General features: G+C 56.8%; 17 protein-coding genes. 9 read left to right on the top strand and 8 right to left on the bottom strand.

What is annotated here, in order from left to right:
• The 5 genes from ACIPV6_RS22940 to ACIPV6_RS22920 are packed head-to-tail and all read left to right on the top strand — an operon-like array spanning position 1 to position 4461.
• Positions 1-741 (top strand): hypothetical protein, encoded by a 741-nt coding sequence (locus tag ACIPV6_RS22940; RefSeq protein ID WP_400273099.1) that lies wholly within the window; start codon positions 1-3, stop codon positions 739-741.
• 12 nt (positions 742-753) lie between these two features.
• Positions 754-2283, top strand: coding sequence for a class I adenylate-forming enzyme family protein (locus ACIPV6_RS22935; RefSeq protein ID WP_400273098.1), 1530 nt, complete (start codon positions 754-756; stop codon positions 2281-2283).
• Positions 2261-2542, top strand: coding sequence for an acyl carrier protein (locus ACIPV6_RS22930; protein ID WP_400273097.1), 282 nt, complete (start codon positions 2261-2263; stop codon positions 2540-2542). The genes ACIPV6_RS22935 and ACIPV6_RS22930 overlap by 23 nt, the downstream gene beginning before the upstream one ends.
• Positions 2535-3281, top strand: a complete 747-nt coding sequence (locus tag ACIPV6_RS22925; protein WP_400273096.1) for an SDR family NAD(P)-dependent oxidoreductase — start codon at positions 2535-2537, stop codon at positions 3279-3281. The genes ACIPV6_RS22930 and ACIPV6_RS22925 overlap by 8 nt, the downstream gene beginning before the upstream one ends.
• 28 nt (positions 3282-3309) lie before the next feature.
• Positions 3310-4461 (top strand): hypothetical protein, encoded by a 1152-nt coding sequence (locus ACIPV6_RS22920; RefSeq protein WP_400273095.1) that lies wholly within the window; start codon positions 3310-3312, stop codon positions 4459-4461.
• A gap of 462 nt (positions 4462-4923) precedes the next feature.
• On the opposite strand, the gene ACIPV6_RS22915 is transcribed toward ACIPV6_RS22920, so the two are convergent.
• Both ACIPV6_RS22915 and argS read right to left on the bottom strand, forming a co-directional pair.
• Positions 4924-5535, bottom strand: a complete 612-nt coding sequence (locus tag ACIPV6_RS22915; protein ID WP_400273094.1) for a hypothetical protein — start codon at positions 5533-5535, stop codon at positions 4924-4926.
• Between the two features lie 139 nt (positions 5536-5674).
• On the bottom strand, positions 5675-7396 hold the full coding sequence (argS, locus tag ACIPV6_RS22910; RefSeq protein ID WP_400273106.1) for an arginine--tRNA ligase: 1722 nt from the start codon (positions 7394-7396) through the stop codon (positions 5675-5677).
• A gap of 394 nt (positions 7397-7790) precedes the next feature.
• Between argS and ACIPV6_RS22905 the strand changes: the two genes are divergently transcribed.
• Together ACIPV6_RS22905 and ACIPV6_RS22900 are read left to right on the top strand one after the other, a co-directional pair.
• Positions 7791-8981, top strand: coding sequence for a hypothetical protein (locus ACIPV6_RS22905; protein WP_400273093.1), 1191 nt, complete (start codon positions 7791-7793; stop codon positions 8979-8981).
• Positions 8982-9751: 770 nt separating this feature from the next.
• On the top strand, positions 9752-10513 hold the full coding sequence (locus ACIPV6_RS22900) for a nucleotidyltransferase domain-containing protein (protein ID WP_400273092.1): 762 nt from the start codon (positions 9752-9754) through the stop codon (positions 10511-10513).
• A gap of 392 nt (positions 10514-10905) precedes the next feature.
• Here the strand turns inward: ACIPV6_RS22900 and ACIPV6_RS22895 are convergent, their stop codons facing one another.
• The 3 genes from ACIPV6_RS22895 to ACIPV6_RS22885 all read right to left on the bottom strand — a co-directional run bounded on the left by ACIPV6_RS22895 (position 10906) and on the right by ACIPV6_RS22885 (position 13087).
• Entirely contained in the window at positions 10906-11202 is a 297-nt protein-coding gene (locus ACIPV6_RS22895) for a hypothetical protein (RefSeq protein ID WP_400273091.1), read from the bottom strand.
• A 207-nt stretch (positions 11203-11409) separates the two neighbouring features.
• Complete coding sequence (locus ACIPV6_RS22890; RefSeq protein ID WP_400273090.1) at positions 11410-12087, bottom strand: phosphotransferase; 678 nt, start codon at positions 12085-12087, stop codon at positions 11410-11412.
• 325 nt (positions 12088-12412) lie between these two features.
• The gene (locus ACIPV6_RS22885; RefSeq protein WP_400273089.1) at positions 12413-13087 is read right to left on the bottom strand and encodes a peptide deformylase; all 675 of its coding nucleotides are present in this window, start codon (positions 13085-13087) and stop codon (positions 12413-12415) included.
• A 73-nt stretch (positions 13088-13160) separates the two neighbouring features.
• On the opposite strand from ACIPV6_RS22885, the gene ACIPV6_RS22880 reads away from it, so the two are divergent.
• Positions 13161-13565 carry a nuclear transport factor 2 family protein gene (locus tag ACIPV6_RS22880; RefSeq protein WP_400273088.1) on the top strand — a complete coding sequence of 135 codons (405 nt, stop codon included), beginning with the start codon at positions 13161-13163 and terminating at the stop codon, positions 13563-13565.
• Positions 13566-13577: 12 nt separating this feature from the next.
• Here ACIPV6_RS22880 and ACIPV6_RS22875 read toward each other — a convergent pair whose 3' ends face one another.
• From ACIPV6_RS22875 to ACIPV6_RS22865, 3 genes are read right to left on the bottom strand one after another with little or no spacing between them, the layout of a single operon-like run.
• Positions 13578-14714, bottom strand: a complete 1137-nt coding sequence (locus tag ACIPV6_RS22875; protein WP_400273087.1) for an FAD-dependent oxidoreductase — start codon at positions 14712-14714, stop codon at positions 13578-13580.
• On the bottom strand, positions 14704-15432 hold the full coding sequence (locus tag ACIPV6_RS22870) for a class I SAM-dependent methyltransferase (RefSeq protein ID WP_400273086.1): 729 nt from the start codon (positions 15430-15432) through the stop codon (positions 14704-14706). The genes ACIPV6_RS22875 and ACIPV6_RS22870 overlap by 11 nt, the downstream gene beginning before the upstream one ends.
• Complete coding sequence (locus tag ACIPV6_RS22865) at positions 15429-16565, bottom strand: type III polyketide synthase (RefSeq protein WP_400273085.1); 1137 nt, start codon at positions 16563-16565, stop codon at positions 15429-15431. The genes ACIPV6_RS22870 and ACIPV6_RS22865 overlap by 4 nt, the downstream gene beginning before the upstream one ends.
• A 206-nt stretch (positions 16566-16771) precedes the next feature.
• On the opposite strand from ACIPV6_RS22865, the gene ACIPV6_RS22860 reads away from it, so the two are divergent.
• Positions 16772-19165: an ATP-binding cassette domain-containing protein gene (locus ACIPV6_RS22860; RefSeq protein ID WP_400273084.1), complete on the top strand. Its 2394-nt coding sequence runs from the start codon at positions 16772-16774 to the stop codon at positions 19163-19165.
• The last annotated feature ends 181 nt before the right edge of the window (positions 19166-19346 follow it).

Here is a 19346-nt window from a genome sequence, read left to right as displayed (position 1 = left end):
ATGCCGGAGCTGAAGGCTGTGTATCCCAAGGTGACAAGTATCATCCCTGCGCTGGAGCGCGCGCGAACCATCAGTGCGAAGTACGTGGGTAGTGGAGGATACTCGTTGGTCTATGGTTCCCATGCGGCGTCTAAGGCAGATGCGAACTCTGATCTGGATCTATTATTCGTATGTCCATCGGAATTCGGGGGAGAATGGGACTCCTTAGTCAACGACGTGAAGCAGCTGCACAGCGACTTCGGACTTGTCGTTGACGAGGAGGTCTCCTACGAGAATAAGTTGATTGCATCATTTTATGAAGTTGAGGCTGCAATCGCTCTTGACGGATTCTCTAGGGACAGGTTCAATCGACCGATCGCATCTGCCGTTTCCGCTGAATCAGAGTATCTAAATTCTTTCAGGTTCAAGCTACGTTTGATTCTTAACTCATTGACATCGCCCAATATTTTCCTTGGCGGTGATTCTACGCAATTTGGAGCTGACTCGCAGGCTGCCCTAGATGCCGTTCTTGAACTCTCTCTTGGATCTATTCCTCTTGGAACAGGCTTCTGCTACAGCGACTTAATTAAGACACTCACGGTGACGGAGGCTGGCGATACTTATAAAGACTATTTGGGATATAGATCCGCTACCTGGCTCTCACAGCGCTTGCGTCCATCGTTCAATCGGCTTGTTGAGCAGGGACGGTTAGTTGGAAGGACCCAAAGTGATGGGCACCTATTATTCGAATGCAGAAGTTAGTGGAAGCAGTTCATGGGAGTTGTAGAAGCAGTAAACCTGGCAAAGATCGTTGAAGACAAGGTTGATGACGATCGGATCGCCGTCACAGACGCTGAGGTCTCGATAAGCTACCGGCAACTAAATCGCTTGGCAGATGAGCTTTCCCAAACGATTCTCGATGTTGCAGGTCCTAAAGACCGCACAGTAGGGATAGCGTTAAAGAATTCATGCGGATTTATTGTCACTTACCTTGCAGTCCAAAAAGCGGGATTGGTCGCTGTTCCGATGGGTCCAGGACTAACAAGTTCGGAGATTCAGAGGGAGGCTGAATACAGCGATTTGTCGGTTCTTATTGTGGCCACAGATGCTGCGGCAGGTTACGCGGAGCTTCTGTATGGTTTGTCGTTCGGCGTGGATGTCCTCGGTCTGGAGCTCACAGGAAGTTTGAAACTAGGCCTCCGGCGTATCAGGTCTAATGCGCGCGAGCGTCGCACGCCGTCTCTCGATCTACATCGTGCCAATTCTGGTAATGATGTGGCTGTCATGCTTCATACTTCCGGTTCCGTCAGTAAGCCGAAACGTGTAATGCTGACGCATTTGAACCTAATCGAAAACGCCCGATCTGTTATTACATCCTTAGGACTGACAGCTCGAGACTGCACGGCCGTTGCACTTCCTCTGTACTTTGGATACGCTCACACTGCACAGATGATCGCCCATCTTATTGTGGGGGCTAGAATTGTAATACTTCCAAATCCCTTTACTCCAATGATGTTGATGAAGTATGTGCGTAGGTTTGAGGTGACGAACTTTACGGCGGTTCCGTCGACGATGGCAATTATGGCCAGGAGCCATGCTTCATTTTATGCGGACGCTCATTCGCTAAGATTCATATGCTATGGGGGAGCGGTGACCGCGGCACGTGATTTAGATGAGCTCAAGTCCCGCTTGCCACAGGTAGACTTTATGCAGACGTACGGTCAGACCGAAGCTTCCCCAAGATTGACCCTATCCTCCTCCCGCGATCCCCACGCATTATCTAATCCCACCTCGGTGGGTCTCCCCATTTCCGGAGTTAGAATCGATGTTCTTGCCGACAATGGCCAGCCATGTGTCCCTTTTGAGATTGGTGAAGTGGTTGCTTCAGGGAGGAACATAATGAAGGGATATTATAGAAGACCGGAGGAGACGGCAAAGGTTCTTCGAGGGGGCGTACTTCTCACGGGAGACTTAGGCTACAAAGATGAGCAGGGATATCTGTATCTTCTTGGCCGACTTAGCAACGTCATAATAAGTGGTGGAATCAACCTCTATCCCGAAGAGATTGAGGAGGCTCTGGATCAACATCCTGGCGTTGCTCTTGCACGTGTATCGTCGCAACCCCATGAGATTTTGGGTGCTGTACCAGTGGCAGAAGTGATGCTTGATCCTGGAACTTCGATTGACACTGCTCAACTCTTTAGCCACTGCCGGCGAGTTCTCAGCAGGAACAAGGTTCCCACTGAGATTAAGGTTGTAGCTAACATTGAGAGGACTTTCAATGGCAAAACCAAACGACAATAGCGCAGTGTCGCCCACAGGGCGTCTACTCTTCGAGATAGTTACTGGAATAGTTGGTGACCGGATGCCTGATGTTGGCGTTGAGGATAATCTCTATTCAGATCTCGGTTTTGACTCCTTGGACTTCATGGAACTTGTCATTTGTCTCGAACAGCGCTTTGAGCTTGTTTTACCACCGCACCTTCTGTCGCCATCGCATTTGTCCAGTATTGCTGAGATCGGTGGGATCGTTGATAGGTTGAAAAGTGGTACCCATGATTGATCTGACCGGGAAGGTCATTGTTATCACGGGTGGTGCCAAGGGCATCGGGGCCGCATCGGTAAGAGCACTGTGCGAGTCGGGTGCTCAGGTTTCCTTCAGCTACAACACCAGTAGGTCGTTGGCAAGTCAACTTTGCGATGAACTTCGGGGTCAAGGTCACCGTGTGATGGCTCAGTGCGTCAACGTGCGATCTCTACAGGATATTGTCCGCTTCTACGATCGTACGGTTCAGGAGTATGGGCGTGTCGATGTGTTGGTGAACAATGCCGGCTTGCGCTTCGAAAGTTCTTTGACGGACACGACGCTCTCGGATTGGGACAGTGTTTTCCACGTGAACGCCCGCGGGGCTTTCCTTACCGCGAAGGTTTTCGCGCCAAGCATGGCAGTTTCTCGTGGCGGCAAGATAATAAACGTCGCTTCACTCCTGGGCCAGGAAGGCGCAGCAAGGCACAGTGCCTATGCAGCATCGAAGGCGGCTATGATTGCGATGACGAAGTCACTCGCCAAGGAGTACGGTTCGAGTGGTATCGCGATAAACGCCATATGTCCCGGGTTTGTTATGACCTCGGAATATGACTCCATGAAGGCCGCATGGGCTCGTCGTCGTAGTCTCTTAGAGGTTGACCACTGTCTGCGCGACTATACGAACTTTCTTTGCTTCCTCTCCTCGGATCTCATTCGGGGAGTAAGCGGTCGTGTCTTCAATGCGGACTCGAGGATTGGTGATTCGGTTGAATAGACTTCGGTCAACCTTCGTCGACGCATATATGAAGAATCTGACTACGAGCATTCCCCATTATACCGATCTGGCGATCGGCGGAATGGATTTAGACTCACTGCCATTTGTGGCAAAGAGACAGATTCAGGATTCTATTAGCGAGTTTATGAATGCAAACTTCAAGTTTGAGGAGTTAATTCACCGTCGCACCTCTGGTTCTACTGGGACAATGTTGGATGTCTACTGGAGTCAGGAGGACATGTTGGCCAGTCTGGCCCCCCTCTGGCGGCAAAGAAGCCAACTTGGTGTCTCAGTAAAAGACAGGCATTGTTCCTTTCATTCAAGTTTGGTAGGAAACACCGTAAGTTATCCGGATTTTATCGAGGATGAACGAGAACTCTCGTTCAATCGTCTCTTCTTTGATGAAAATAGACTTACTCGATACTATGAGGCCTTACGCGATTTTGGACCTGTGTGGTTCGATGCGTCACCCACGAGTCTATATTTGTTCGCCAAGTTCATTCAGCGTAAGGGACTTGAGGCCCCGCCCACGCTTCGTTACATTGAGCTATCTGGTGAGATGGCACATAAGGAACATGTCGATTTTATAGAGAGTACGTTTAGATCTACGGTGCGTTTGCAGTATGGATCTCGCGAAGCGAACGCTATTGCATTTCAATGCTCTTATGGTCAACTTCATCTCCTGGACAACGTCTACCTTGAGCTTCGAGATGCGGATGATACTGGAATAGGGGATTTGGCCGTAACGGTCTTAGCCAATCGTGCAATGGCATTTGCGCGTTACGAGATCGGTGATAGAGGTCGACTCCTTGAGGGGCGGCACTGCGAGTGTCAATCTAGTGCAACCATCGTTGAACTATCTGGAGCAAGGAAGACGGACTACTTCGAATTTCAGGGAAGACTGCACTATAGTTCGATATTCCTCGAGGCCGTCGAAGCCGTCAATCGTATTTATTTGGGCGCGATTATGCAGTTTCAGGTACTATTTGATGGTAGCAAGTTCTTTGTTAGGATTTCAACTGGACAAACTTTAGTTCCGCAGAATGTGGTTGCTAGTACGTTTGTAGAAACACTGGCCGTTATAGGGTTATCGAATGCTTCATTCGATTTCGATTTTGTCGATTCTCTGCCGGTCAGTCAGACGGGAAAGTTCAGGTATTTCATTTCCAGTGTAATTTGACTGGCTATTCTGATGCAGAGTCGTCTTAGAGTTCCTCTCGTTCTCGGTAGAGGAGTCAATTTGTGTGGGCACTGCGTCCTGAGCGATCCATGATGGTGTGGTTCGAATCGTGCCGCTACGTTGACATCAAAGATCGAACTTTCCAGGTTGAGTAGGCACAAGTTGCCAATGCGTGGTTAGGTTGCCGGCCCGGTGGGAGCGTTCTCTTTATGCCATTGCATAACACAGGACGATTCCTGCGCCGTCAAGCCATTCAGTAGCTGGCTTGGTGGCGTGTGATCTTTAGCATGTCATCTCATTGGCCTACGTGGACAGCGGATGTGGGTGGGGTTAGGAGTCAGCTCTTGGATTTGGCAACCCATTTTGACAGGTCCAGACGCGGTTGCTTCCCGGCAGCGGTGCTCCTCCAGTTGTCGTGGTCCAGGTCCAGTTGGGAGTGCAGAATCCGACATTCGGCTGTACCTAGGCGACAGCTAATTCGTCCAGGAAAGTACGAGTCATGTTGGAAAGCAGGGGACCAAGGTCCCGCTGGGTGAAATCGTCATAAACCCATCTCAGTTGTATACCAGTGGAGCCTCGGTCCGATACTAGAGCACCCATTGGATAGGGATTACTTGGATCCTGCCAAGACGCGCTGATCTTAATCGGAGTAAGTAGTGATGAATCGCGACGCCGATCATTGCTGCCTTTTGTATAATTAAAGGCCAACTGCAAAGCAGCAATTTCACCGGGCTGTGGCTGACAATCTGTCAATGTTTTCAATAGTGAGTACCCAAGGCCACCGTTCGGCATCATGTTCGATGAGCGTTTTACGGTATTGACGTATTCCCATGCGGATTGGTTTGATCTTTGTGGAACTATGATCACCCCATATGTTGAGAACGGCGCAATGGACCTTATTGAGTCCGGTGGTAACACATGCGTGTTCGGTAAGTCACTATATGGGTTTATGACCAGACGCCCGTTCAGTACGTTCTTTATGGCAGTGCTTCTTTGGGTGATCGAAGTGATGGCATAAGCTACCGTGGCAAGGAATATTTGCTGATTTGTAAATCCGAACAAGCCGTCGCTCATAATTCCTCATTCTCTGATCGAGTAACTACGATCGCTAGTACGTTTGGAGTAGGCCGTTCTTTCGCTTTAGCTATCACCCGCTGACCTGAATGGTCCTGGGATCGGACTGGCATATCTTAGGACCGGGCCAGGCGCCGAACTACATGCGTTCCGGTGCGGAGATCCCCAAAAGCTCGAGACCGTGTTTGAGAGTCCTTTGAGTTAGCTGGCAGATAGCAATACGGTTATCTCTAATGGAACCCTTGGCGTTGAGGACATTGCAAGCCTCGTAAAAGGATGTGAAGTTCCGGGCGGTGTCGTAAAGATAGGTGCACAGGCGGTGCGGTTCGAATGTGCGGGCTGTCTCCATGAGTATGCCGCCGTAGGCGTCCAGGCTCAGGGCCAGATTTCGCTCGGCCGGTTCGAGCGGCGCTGAGAGGTCCACGTCGATTGGGTGTTCATCTGTCTTGCGAAGAATGGAGCAGATGCGTGCGTGGGCGTATTGAAGATAGACGCCTGTATTACCCGAGAACGACACCATTCGGTCCAGATCAAAGGTATAGTCCTTTGTACGAGATGTGGATAGGTCTGCATACTTAACCGCGGCAAGGCCTGCAGACTCCGCAATTTGATCGAGGTCGTGGGATTCTAAGTGGGGAACCTTCTCAGAAACAACGGCGCGAGCTCGTGCCACCGCGCTGTCCAGCAGATCCATTAGACGGACGGTGTCTCCGCTCCGGGTCTTGAACGGCCGGCCGTCTGGACCTAGGACCATGCCGTAAGGCACATGTTCACACTGTACGCGTTCTTCTAACCACCTTGCTTCTTTGGCCGCTTCAAAGATCATCTGAAAATGCATCGACTGACGTGCATCGGTGACATAAAGCAAGCGATCCGCAGTCAGCTCCTTGATTCGGTAACGAATTGTCGCGAGATCGGTTGTGTCATAGCCGTAGCCGCCGTCGCGTTTGCGGACAATCAGGGGGACCGGATCGCCGTCAGGACGCATGAAGAGCCGCGAGAAGATGACTAATGCGCCATCGCTTTCGACAGCAACGTCCTGTGCCACGAGTTCGTTGATGACCGCCTGGAGACGAGTGTTGTAAAAGGACTCTCCAACCGAGTCGTCAGGTTTGAGGAGAACGCCGAGCCGGGTATAGATAGCGTGGAATGCCTTCTCGCTCTCGGCAACGATCTCACGCCACAGCCGAAGGGTCTCGGCGTCCCCCGATTGCAACAAGACGACCCGTGACCGTGACCGATCAGCAAAGGAAGCATCTGTGTCGAATTTGCCGCGAGCGTCTTTGTAAAGTGCATCTAAGGCGGTTATCGTATCTGTATGGTCCTGGCGGTCAGCAGTCTTCCAATTGCTACTCGGATTTTCGGTCAAGTATTGGATGAGCATGCCAAACTGAGTGCCCCAGTCGCCCAAGTGATTTTGCCTAAGCACGTCAGACCCGAGGAAGTCTAGAAGCCGGGCCAGGCAGTCACCGATGATTGTGGTCCGCAGATGTCCTACGTGCATTTCCTTTGCGACGTTAGGAGCGGAGTAGTCGATTACGGTTCGCGTTCCGCGCTCCGGGGCTCCTATTCCGAGGCGGGGACTCTTGAGGCGGGCGGCGATCTGGTTCCAAATGGCCTCGTCCCGAATACTGATATTTAGGTATCCCGGGCCCGATAACTCCACTCGATCTATCGGCCCACCGTCAAGCTTGGGCCGCAAGTCCGTGGCTAAGTCCCGAGGCTTACTACCAGTCAGTTTCGCCAAGGCAAAGAGAGCATTGGATTGAAAGTCGGAATGTTCAGATCGACGGATCGCTGGATCCCAGTGCGCAAGTCCCGGATGGAGGGAGTTGATGACTGCTCCGAATACAGCCGCCACCCCATCTGACAACGGAGCAATTCCGGCATTCTTCACAAACTGTCCTTCCTCGGATTGTTATGTGGGCATTACGCTTATGTGGATCTGTGGTCCTTATGATGAAGCGATGGTCGCGCTGTGGGGCCTTGGCCCCGGGTTACTGGAAATTTCAAATTCCCGGACAGGCTCGACTCTCGGTGGCAAGCCCATCGTTTGGGTGGTTACAAACCATGGTTGTCACTTGACAACTTTACAACGATGGAGCCGGTCTAGAAAAAAATGTGACCTGAAACACATGCGCAGGATCCGTTCGGCTCTTTGAATTGATGAACGGGGCGTTGGCATGCATGTCATTAGGTTTTGGCGTTGCACTGTAGGGCGTTGCGCGGCTTCAGGAAGGGGTTAGGGTCTATTCATGGACGAATCCACAAATGGCGCAGGGTTAGTTGACGTTCCTTGGAACCAGCAGGCTGGCTGGCGCGAGGCTGATGATCTATTGGAGGCGGGAGAATCTCTTGCTACGGCAAACCTTTCCATCAGGATTCGACCAGACGCGGCGATTCCTGTCGATACGTTTTGGCGGCGCATTGACCTGCTTATGCTTGTCCATCCTGGCCTGCGAACATCAAGAAGCCGTGATTTCAATGAGAAGGGTTTAGTCCACAACTCGTATCATGATGGCGTTGTTAAGTATGAGGATTGCTTGAAAATCAGCAATGATCGTCGTAGCCAGATGAGTAGTTGGGAAGTCAATCTTTATGACGATCTTCCGTTCAGATTGGCATTCGCCGCTAACCGTGGGCTTGTCACCGACATTTTCATGGTTGTCCATCACACTTGTGCCGATGGTTATTCTCTCGGCCTGATCAAACAAATATTGTCGACCAATGGGCCGAAATTGGGAAATATTTCAACACCACATGAGATTGCTATTCATGAAAGGAAGGTGCGTCGGTCGCAGTTTGGTTCCCGGCTGAGTGCTCATTTCACAGCGTTGTCGGAGGCGGCCTCAGCGAACGCTGCACCTGCCCAGGGTTCCAAGTTTGCGACAGCAGAGATGTCATTTGTTTCACCCTCCGGACCACTCAACGGGACGATCTTTGCAAGTGCTGCTCCTCTGTGGGCCTTCGATAAGGCGAAGATTGAACTTGGCATCGTCGGAGGGCTGTACAATAATTTCTACTCAAACCGGTCTTTTCCCTTGCTTCGTCATAGCGTTGCTTCCTTGGCGCAACCTCTACCTATAGACATCAGAACTGCCGAGGAAGGTTTGTCAGCCGATCAAATTCACAAAGTTGCGAGTCGCATTTTTGAGGGTGCGATTCTCTCTTGGTATGACCCAGAAGTTTTCCCTATTGTAGATGTCGGGATATCCAACTATTACAATTTTATGGGCAGTCCTGAGAGTCGGGGGTGGAGACACGATCTAAATGTGAGGATCGTACAGGATTCGAGAGTCGTAGGTCCAAATGAGAATTTAAAGATTTTCTTTACGCCTGATGTATCTCGGGCCTCGCTCCTATTTAACACTGATTACATGGCCCCAGGTGTTGCGGAGGAGGTAATGGTACGGATGCGGTGGCACCTCAATCGGGCGGCCTCGTAGTTCTCCCTTGCCAGTGCGAACAGTCCGGGGATCCTCGGGGATCTCAGTGTCCTTCTGCTGTCCTGAAGGGGTTGTGTTCGGGTGGCGCCGGTCGCCGTGGCGAGCTCGGCTTTGAAGCAGTGTATGGCATGCCATCATCGATCATGTAGCGTGCCGCCTGAGCGAGTCACCTTGTGAGGCTGCTGGTGCCGTTGCCACAACATAATGACTGTTATGTTGCGGGCGCCCGATGGATGCATCGCTGCCTGGCTTCCCCTCAGATGGGAGTGCCTTGAACGGGCCTCGCGTGCACCGTGGAGAATGGGGCCATGGGTGAACTGGTGATTGGGCATCATGGCAGCCTCAAATTTCTGTGGTTGACGAAGGCCATGGCCCGAAGGGATCGTTCGAGTATTTGATGGTTGCTGTCAGCGTTCGCGGACTCCAAGCGAGAAAGACCGTCTATGACCATGATGGTTGGTCAGGGCTCTTGGTCCATTTTCACGACCCGACTGCGGCGCGGTTGGGAGGGAGCGAGGAATTTCGAGTCCCTGGAGGGTGACTTCCGGTTGGCCGCAAGACATGACGGGCAAGTGTGAATTGGCTTCGAACTTGCGGACTTTGAAGGTAATCGCATTGGTCGGCCACGGGCGAACTCATTCTTGAAGCCGGGGGACGAGCTCACCCTGGCGGCAAACGAAGGCCGCGAATTGCTTGCTGCCATGTCGGCAGTCGCTGAGCGATCGGTGGATTGATGAGTCAGCACGGCAACGGACTGGCAAACTTGCCATATGGCCCTACCTTTCAGCGATGGCTCGCCGGTTTCAAAGAGCAGTCCTATCGAAATTGCCCGCACCTACGTGGAACAGCATCATCCCGGTGCCTCCGCATCTATTCTTGGAGGAAGCGCTGCCGCAGGCACCACAATGTCGACCTCGGATCTCGACATCGCCGTTCTCTATCCGAGCGGACATTCAAATTATGCTGCGACGACCCGGTTCCGAGGCTGGCTGGTTGAAGAGTTCGTGCACACTCACGAGATCCTGGAGTTTTGGTACCAGAAGGAAGCCGCAGAAAGACGGCCTGTAATCCCTGATTTGTGCGCCCGCGGAATCCTTCTTACGGACAACGGGACCGGCCGGCAATTGCAGAAGCAAGCGCGCGAACATATGGCTCAAGGCCCGAAGGTGCTTGAAGACAGCGAGCGTTCCTTTCGCCGCTACAACCTGAGTGCTCTCATCGATGATCTGGTGGGTAGTCAAGACAACGCTGAGAGGTTCGCTGTCTCATCGGATGTCTTCCGCGATGCGGCTGAACTGTTTCTCCTGGAGAGCGGCAGTTGGCTCGGCAGTGGGAAATGGACCATCCGACGTCTCCATCTAAATGGCAGCGAGTTGGCGCTGCGCTTATGTAGCTGGGCTGAGGATTCGGGCAGGAACACCGAGTCTCTTGTCGGCCTCGCACGCGAGGTGCTGGACTTGTCGGGCGGCTACATCCAGGAAGGATTTATCCGCGGGCAACGTAACGAGCGTGCCGACCCTTTAGAAACCTGAGATTGCCGCTCCCCAACCATGCCTGATGGTGTATAGCGCTGGAGAAAAAGCTGCCGGAAATCCTGTGATGCAGGCCACTCGAACCGAGCTAAGAACTGCAGCAGCGGCTTCAGTAGGGATCTCCCGAGCCTTGGTGGCCTTCCAGGCAGCACGGCATTGGGTCCGAGTGTCGGCTGAGTGCCCCGTCCCGCGGTCCAGTTGGTGTTCGCACTTGGGAGTGCCGTCCACTGTTCAGCGTGTCCGCGTGGAAGGGCTGTAGCGTCCAGCCCTCGTCGGTCGATGGGTTCGAAGATCAACCTGACCCAGTTGTCGCCGTCGCCAACGAAGGCGCTGAGAGTCTTTTCTGAGCCAGTGTCCGATGCGAAGGCCGTGAGCCTTTCTCCGTGGATGAACTAAGTGTGGAGAACGACATTGGTCCAACCGATGTCCTCGTTGTACCCAATCTGCCACGTGCCGTGGCGTTCGGTTTGATGCAGCCAGTTAGCTTTACTGGGATAGTCGTCCGTGACGAACGGGCGGAACACATCCCCAGGCAGGTCGGTACCCCTGAATGATCCGTTTTCAGAAAAGACCAAGATCGCTGTTTGCCCTTGCGGGCCCCAGCTGACCCATGTGCCATGGATTCCAGCTTCAGTGATCGGCACAGGCCTCGGAAAACCGCAGCCGGAGAGCATGAACAGCAACGCCACCAAGGACAGTCCTACATAGTTCCACCTTGTTTGTTCACGGCAGTTGCCCTGACAGGGCCAGATATTCGAACCCGCTTTGGGGCAAGCTTCTCGGATTCATTTGGTCCCGATATCGACTCCGGCCGCTGATCGGCCTGATTCACTGATTCTCACACGTTGCCGAGCGACTCTTTCGCATGAAGGATAAGAAGGCCTGGGCAGGCCCGTTCAGAGTTCCTTCACCAGGGTCTTCACGCGGGCCAGGAACAGCTCCTTCAACTGAGCGATGGGAGCAACGGAGCTGAAAACAACCGCTGGCATCACTGCCGTGTCCAAACGGAGGATCGGCCATGCGGGGGTATCCGTGGCGACAGTCCCGCCTTCACGGGCATAGCCTTCCAGGAACGCCTCGTAGTCCAGTCCGTTCTCATCGATGGCAGCGTATTCCTCGATACGGGCTATCTCCAGCTCAGGTGCGGCCCCAAGGGCATTGCTCCAGTCAAAAATGGACTGCGGCTGGCCGCCCACGACACGGACGTTCTGGCGTCTGAGGTCCAGATGTGTCAGCCGCGCGCTGCCCAGGTTGTCATCCAGATCGTGCAGCAGCTGTGCAGCCCCAGGGAGGACCGGGAGCAGGTCGTTCTTTCCCAGCTCGGCATAACGCTTCTCTAACCGTCCTACGATTCGCAGATTGATTGGCATGCCATTCTGTGCGATGAAGTCCACTTCGGGCAGCGGCAGCTGATGCAGCCTGGCAACGATAAGGCCCAATGCTGCAGTGTCGAGTACTGAGCCGTCGTCTTCGACGACATTCAGGACCAGAACGAGGAAACCGTTGTGCTCGACGAGATCCAAGGGCTGGGCGCTGGGTATTCCATTGGCCGACGACCACGCTGCAAGGGCCATTTCCTGGCACTGAACATCCAGGGCCGACACACCCCTGTTGTTCGCGGCGTTGAATTCGGGCGTACGCGGAATGCGGTATCCCCCTTGCTTTCCATCGCGGTGTAGAACAGGAAGTCCGTGCCGAAGCCTGCAAGGGTGACGCCATGCGCGTCCCTGGCAGCGGCGATACCTTTTACAGCTCTCAATGGGTCGTGCCGGGTTTCGATGCTCATCCGCCTACCGTAACGAATCAGTCTGGCCGTCCAGGGCACTGATGTTTGGCTGGAGTCGCTGCGATCATCTGCAAGTAGGCGTTCGCAGGTCCGCATGGCGAGGACTAAGCCGCTTAGCTGCCGGGGAATCCGAGGGCGGCGCGGGCATCGTCGATCCCGGGACCGGACCATCGGGCGGCATGTTCGGCGTTGCTGGACAATGACCGCAGTTCGGCCCGGTCCAGGTAAAGGGTGCCCATCAGATGATCGGTTTCGTGCTGCACGATCCGCGCCTGCCATCCGGAGTACACGCCTTCAAACGGGACACCATCCGGGGTGAGGCACTCCAGCTGTACCGACGAGGGCCTGCTGACGACGGCTTGGTAGCCGCTGACTGACAGGCACCCCTCGTAGAAGGATGCGCTCTCAGGACCAACCGCCGTGTAAGACGGGTTCAGCACGGCCAGGAACTCCAGCGGCTCGCGGTTCCTGGCCGCCGCCGAGGCAGGGTCAATCTTGTATTGATCCTCAAGGACGGCTAGCTGGAGGGGCAGACCGAGTTGCGGCGCTGCCAATCCCACACCGGGTGCAGCATGCATGACCTCACGCATGCGCTCAATCAGGGCGTGCAATTCTGCTCCGTCGATTTGCCCGTCGAAGGGTGCTGCGTGCTGGCGGAGCACTGGATGACCGGCCTGGACGATCGGGGGCAGGGTCTCCATATCCAATAGCCTCCGCGCTGTGTCCCGGATGTCGGTTGCGGTGAAGTCCGTGGATGGGCCTTGCAGCGGCCGAGCGTGCTGGGTCATGAGGTGAGCCTATCCGTTCGGCCTGACCGACGAAGTGAATGGAGCGGCGCGGCAGGTGGGTTAGGCTCATCGGATGAGCCACAGCGACCCACTGGAAGTAGTACTTGGATTCGTCAGGACCGTGGAAGCCGGCGGAGGAGGAGCAGACATCGATCCGTTCCTGGCCGAGGACTTCACCCTGACCGAATGGCCTCACGCCCTGTCCAAAACGGGCTCCACCCGCTCCAGGGAAGAGACCCTGGCCGGTGCCGACGACAGTAAGGCAATCGTTTCCGGGCAGAGGTTCGAGATTGTCCGGACCACTGCCGAAGGGAACCGGGTGGTGTTGGAAATGAACTGGTCGGCCGTGCTCCTGCTGGATCTCCCGCATTGGGATGCCGGCGAAATCATCCGCGCCCGGAGTACTGCGGTCTTCGAAGTCCGTGACGGCTTGATCGCCAGCCAGGACACCTACGACTGCTACTACACCGGCAGCTGAATCGGGCCAGGCTCACCAACGCATCGTAAAGCGGCGCTCCACCAGCCCGGAGACGCAGCCTACGCGGAGGGCAGTCGCAAAGAGGCTGTTCCTGGCACTCAGCGCTGAAGCCGGCATGGGCCTGCCCAAAGCCATGTTCAGCGCCGCTTGATGTGATGCTTTGGAGGCGGCGCGGCCACGGGTCGTTTCAAAGCGCCTGATACGCCGCCCCACGTCCGCGCCCGAGAGCGAAGCATCGATGATGGGTGCCAAGGCTGCCGCGTCCAGCCATCCGAGGTTCATCCCTTGGCCGCCGATCGGACTGATCTCGTGGGCTGCGTCGCCCATCAGGACTACCCGCCCGTGCACCATGGAAGAAGCCAGCCGGGACTGCACGCCAAAGGCGCTCAGCATGGTGTTGGTGGCCGGGTCCGGCACTACGCCCGTTCTGGCGCTGACCAGCGCAGCCAAGCCACCCGCCGTCGGGCTCGTTGCCGGTGCGCCGAGCCGCACCACCCATCGCCGCACGCTGCCGGGCAACGGGAAGGATTCCACGATCCCGTCCGGCTCCAAGTAGAGGACGGCGTCAGCTCCGTGGCCCGTGGTGTCCTGAAAGTCACCCATGAGGTAGTAGTCCGGATAGTAGCGGGCATGTACGCCGGGCTCTAGCCGCTCACGGAACCTGGAATGGGCGCCATCAGCGGCCACAGCCAGCCTGGTCCTGAACCCGAGTGCCCCCGAAGGTGAGTCCGCTCCGATACTGACAGTGCCGCCGTCGTCAACCAGCGTGTGGACATTGGCGCCACGCACAAGTGCCTGCGGGTCCAATGCTGCGACGGCCTCCTCCAGCACCCGTTCCGTCACCGGCTGGGGCACTGCGAGGATGAACGGAAAGTCCGGATCTCCGGAGAAGGGCAATTCGGCGACCCTTTTTCCCCTGCTGTACGCGACGCCCTTCCGGATGCGTATTCCTTCAGCCACGAGCCCCGTGGCGAGTCCCGCGCGCTGGAGCTCCTTCAGGGCAGGAGGGTGGATACCGATGGCACGGGATCGGTTGCTGCCCGCGGTGCGGCGTTCCAGGATGCGTACCGACCTCCGGCGCTGCAGCAGGAGGACCCCGAGGAAAAGTCCCACAGGGCCGGCGCCGACAATCACAACGTCAGGCGCCACGCTCACCGCCGTCCTCGGATGGGGCTTCCCGGACAAGCAGGTTGTGCCAGGGGCCGTTTGGTTCCACGCGCCAACCGGCCGGGGCCACTGCACGCAGTTCTGACGGGGTGTAACTGCGCCTGATGGATACCAAGCCGTCACCGCAAATGAACGACCCCACGCCAAGCGGCCAGAAACCTGCCGCAAAGAGCGCATAGGCTGCGTTGCTGCGCCGCAGGTCGTTGTGCAGCGACATCGAGGTGGCCAACTGCTCCGAGTCGCCCAGGATAGCGGCCAGATCGGCAGCATCAAGATGGTGCAGCATGTGGTTGGACAGCACAATGTGGAACGTGCGCCCCTCCGCCACCAGGTCGGAGCTGAGCGCCTGCCGGTACTCCACTCCTGGCACACTCCGGGCCTTCGAAGCGAAGGCGAAGGCGCGCTCGTCGGGGTCGATCGCCGTCACCCGAAGGTCGAAGCCGTCGCGCAATGCCCAGCGGGCCAGGCTGCGGGCGACGTCACCGCCGCCGCAGCCGATATCCAGCACCGAGACGGAATCCCGCAGACGCAAAAGTGGTACAAACCGTTCGCGATACATCCTGTGCCATCCGGACAGCAGGGCGTTCACCACGGGGAAGCGGGCGTAGCTGCGGTTGAGGCGGTGGAGGTCGCAATCGGGGCGGTCCATGTCCTCCACGGCGTCCAGGTCCCGCTGCGCGAGGGACCCCCACGGACTCACGGGCTGGGGGAGACCAGCGTCAGGAGTCCCGTCTCCACGGTCAATCCGGGCCCGAAGGCCATGGAACAGATCCGTTCCTCACGCTCACGGGCAGGCCTGTCCAGCATGTACTTGAGGACAAACAACACCGTGGCGCTGCTCATGTTCCCGTACTCCCGCAGCGTCTCCCGGGCCGGAACCAGTTGATCAGCCGTCAGCTCCAGTTTGGACTCCACCTTGTCCAGGATGCTGCGTCCGCCCGGATGGATGGCCCAATGCGTGATGTCCCGGTAGGGCTTGTCGCTGAGGCCGGGTTCCTTGGCGAGGAGCGGTTCCAGGGCCCCTGTGATGTGGTCTTCAATGATGTGGGGCACGTAGGAACCGAGGACCATCTCGAAGCCTTCATCGCCGATGTTCCAGGCCATGGCTTCTTCACCCACAGGGGTCAGCACGGTTTCGAAGTGGTCCAGCCGGATGACGGGCTCCGGCCCTTCGGGTTCCCGGGCTGTGACGACGGCTGCCGCGGCTCCGTCGCCGAAGATGGCCGAACCCATGATGGTGTCCGGATCGTTGGAGGTGCGTACGTGCAGGGAGCATAACTCGGCACAGATGACCAGGACCACGGCCGATGGATCCGCCACACAGAATTGTTTGGCAGCCCTGAGCGCCGGGAACGCGGCGTAGCACCCCATGAACCCCAGATGGTAGCGCTGGACAGAGGGCTGGAGGCCCAGGGCCCTGACCACCTTGTAGTCCGGTCCCGGGTTGAAGAATCCAGTGCAGGAGACGGTGATGACGTGCGTGATGTCATCCAGGCCGATCCCGGGGGCACCTGCCACGGCTGCCTTGCCGGCCTCGATGAAGAGTTTGGTGGCTTCGACGGCGAAAATTTCGTTCCGTGCCTTGGTGCTGGGACTCAGTACGCGGTTGGTGGCGAGGTCGAAGAACTGCGGATTCTCGGGGTGGGCGTCCAGGCTCAGTTCGGCCACGGCCGTGTAGCGGGTGTCAATGGCGGCGGAGTCGAAGCAGGTGGTGACAAGCCGTGAGCCAAGCCTGGTCAGGCCCGGTTGGGCTGCGAAGACATCGCGCGCCTGCGATTGGACAAGGATGGTTGGCGGGACTGCGGTTTCGAGGGACCTCATGTAGACCGGCATGCTTCATTCTTAGCGAGTATGGACGCGAAGACAATGGGCCTCGGTTGTTGCCGTGTGTTCACCGTGGCGGCGCTTACTGCCCAGTAGTGTGGAACGTACCGTTGCCGCATCCGCGCCAACGAACGAGAATCGAACGTACTGGCCGCAGCAGGCCGGTCAGGGGATGGGCGACGCCGAGGCAGCGCCGCCTGGCAGATGGAGAAATCATGAGTATTGCCGCGAGCACCGATACGGAAGCTTCGGCGTCCCACGTAGCGGACACCCACGACCTCATCCGGGTGCAGGGAGCCCGCGAGAACAACCTCAAGGACATCAGCATCGACATCCCCAAACGCCGGCTCACGGTGTTCACGGGTGTTTCGGGCTCCGGCAAGAGCTCGCTGGTGTTCGGAACCATCGCCGCTGAATCGCAACGCATGATCAACGAGACCTACAGCGCGTTCGTCCAGGGCTTCATGCCTTCATTGTCCCGCCCCGACGTGGACATGCTCGAAGGCCTCACCACCGCGATCATCGTGGACCAGGAACGCATGGGTTCCAACCCCAGATCCACCGTTGGTACGGCAACCGACGCGAACGCCATGCTGCGGATCCTGTTCAGCAGGCTCGGCCAGCCACACATCGGATCGCCCAACGCCTACTCCTTCAACGTTCCCACGGTGAAAGCCAGCGGGGCCATCACAGTGGAGCGCGGCGAAGGCAAGACCAAAACGGAGAAGGCGTCCTTCAACCGCCTGGGCGGCATGTGCTCGCGGTGTGAAGGCATGGGCTCCGTCAACGACTTCGACCTCACCGCCTTGTACGACGACACGAAGTCGCTCAGCGGCGGCGCCCTGACTGTACCGGGATACAGCATGGACGGCTGGTACGGGCGCATCTTCAGCGGTACCGGCTACTTCAACATGGACAAGCCGATCGCCAAGTTCACCAAGAAGGAACTCCACGACCTTCTCTACCGCGAACCCACCAAGGTCAAGGTGGAAGGCATCAACCTGACGTACGAGGGCATCATCCCCAAGATCCAAAAGTCCATGCTCTCCAAGGACGTCGATGCCCTGCAACCACACGTCCGCGCCTTTGTGGAGCGCGCCATCACGTTCACCACCTGCCCGGAGTGCGACGGGACGCGCCTCAGCCCGGAGGCCCGTTCCTCCAAGATCCAGGGCAAGAGCATTGCTGATGTCTGCAAGATGCAGATCAGCGACCTCGCGGGCTGGATCAGGGATCTGAACGAACCATCCGTTGCACCCCTGTTGAAGGGATTGCAGCACCTGCTTGACTCCTTCACCGGCATCGGGCTCGGCTACCTGTCCTTGGACCGTCCCGCCGGTACGTTGTCCGGGGGAGAGGCCCAGCGGACAAAGATGATCCGTCACCTGGGTTCTTCCCTGACGGACATCACTTACGTTTTCGACGAGCCAACCATTGGACTCCACCCGCACGACATTGAGCGCATGAACCAGCTGCTGCTGCAGCTTCGGGACAAGGGCAACACGGTGCTGGTCGTGGAGCACAAGCCGGAGACCATCGCGATCGCCGACCACGTCGTAGACCTCGGCCCAGGGGCCGGTACCGGAGGTGGAACCGTCTGCTTCGAGGGAGACCTTGACGGTTTGCGGGGGAGCGACACCATTACCGGCCGGCACCTCGATGACCGCGCCGCGATCAAGGACACAGTCCGCCCCGCCACGGGCCAGCTTGAAGTGCGTGGCGCTTCGACGAACAACCTGCAGGACGTCGACATTGATATTCCGCTGGGGGTTCTTTGTGTCCTGACGGGCGTGGCCGGTTCAGGCAAGAGCTCGCTGGTGCACGGCTCGGTGGCCAAGCGCGACGGGGTCCTGGTCATTGACCAAGGTGCCATCCGCGGTTCACGGCGCAGCAATCCGGCAACGTACACGGGACTCCTCGAACCGATCCGCAAGGCTTTCGCTAAAGCCAACGGTGTGAAGCCGGCGTTGTTCAGTTCCAATTCCGAGGGTGCTTGCCCCACGTGCAATGGCGCCGGGGTGATCTATACGGATCTGGGTGTCATGGCCACGGTCGAATCAACGTGCGAGGAATGTGAGGGAAAGCGCTTTCAGGCGTCGGTTCTCGAGTACAGGCTGGGTGGAAGCAATATTGCAGAAGTGCTTGCAATGTCTGTGAATGAGGCAGAAAGGTTCTTCAGCGAGGGCGACGCCCGCACGCCGGCAGCCCACAAGATTCTGGACAGGCTTGCCGACGTGGGACTGGGATACCTGACGCTGGGCCAGCCGTTGACGACTCTGTCCGGCGGTGAGCGCCAGCGCCTGAAGCTTGCCACGCAGATGTCCGAGAAGGGCGATATCTACATCCTGGACGAACCTACTACGGGCCTGCACCTGGCCGATGTCCAGAATCTGCTTGGCATGCTGGACCGCTTGGTTGGGTCCGGCAAGTCCGTCATAGTGATTGAACATCACCAAGCGGTCATGGCTCATGCCGACTGGATTATCGACTTGGGGCCCGGAGCCGGACACGACGGCGGCAAGATCGTTTTCGCTGGAACGCCGGCTGAACTTGTGGCCGGAAGGTCGACGCTGACGGCAAAGCACCTGGCGGCTTATGTAGGCGCCTGACGCGAGCGTGTTTGGGGTCGTTTCGCCTATGCGGGACGACCCCTCTCCGTGTGCGTCTCAAACGCCGATAATCTACATTATGTAAAGTAGAACAGTGATTATTGCATCTGATGCATGATCGCCCCTCCTCTGCCCGCCACTCGCCTCTAGGCAGTCCGGAATCATCAGAAAGCGCTTCTGA

The sequence above is a fragment of the Paenarthrobacter sp. NPDC089988 genome, assembly GCF_044748465.1.
Lineage (GTDB): Bacteria > Actinomycetota > Actinomycetes > Actinomycetales > Micrococcaceae > Arthrobacter.
This window is presented reverse-complemented; position numbering and strand designations above follow the sequence as displayed.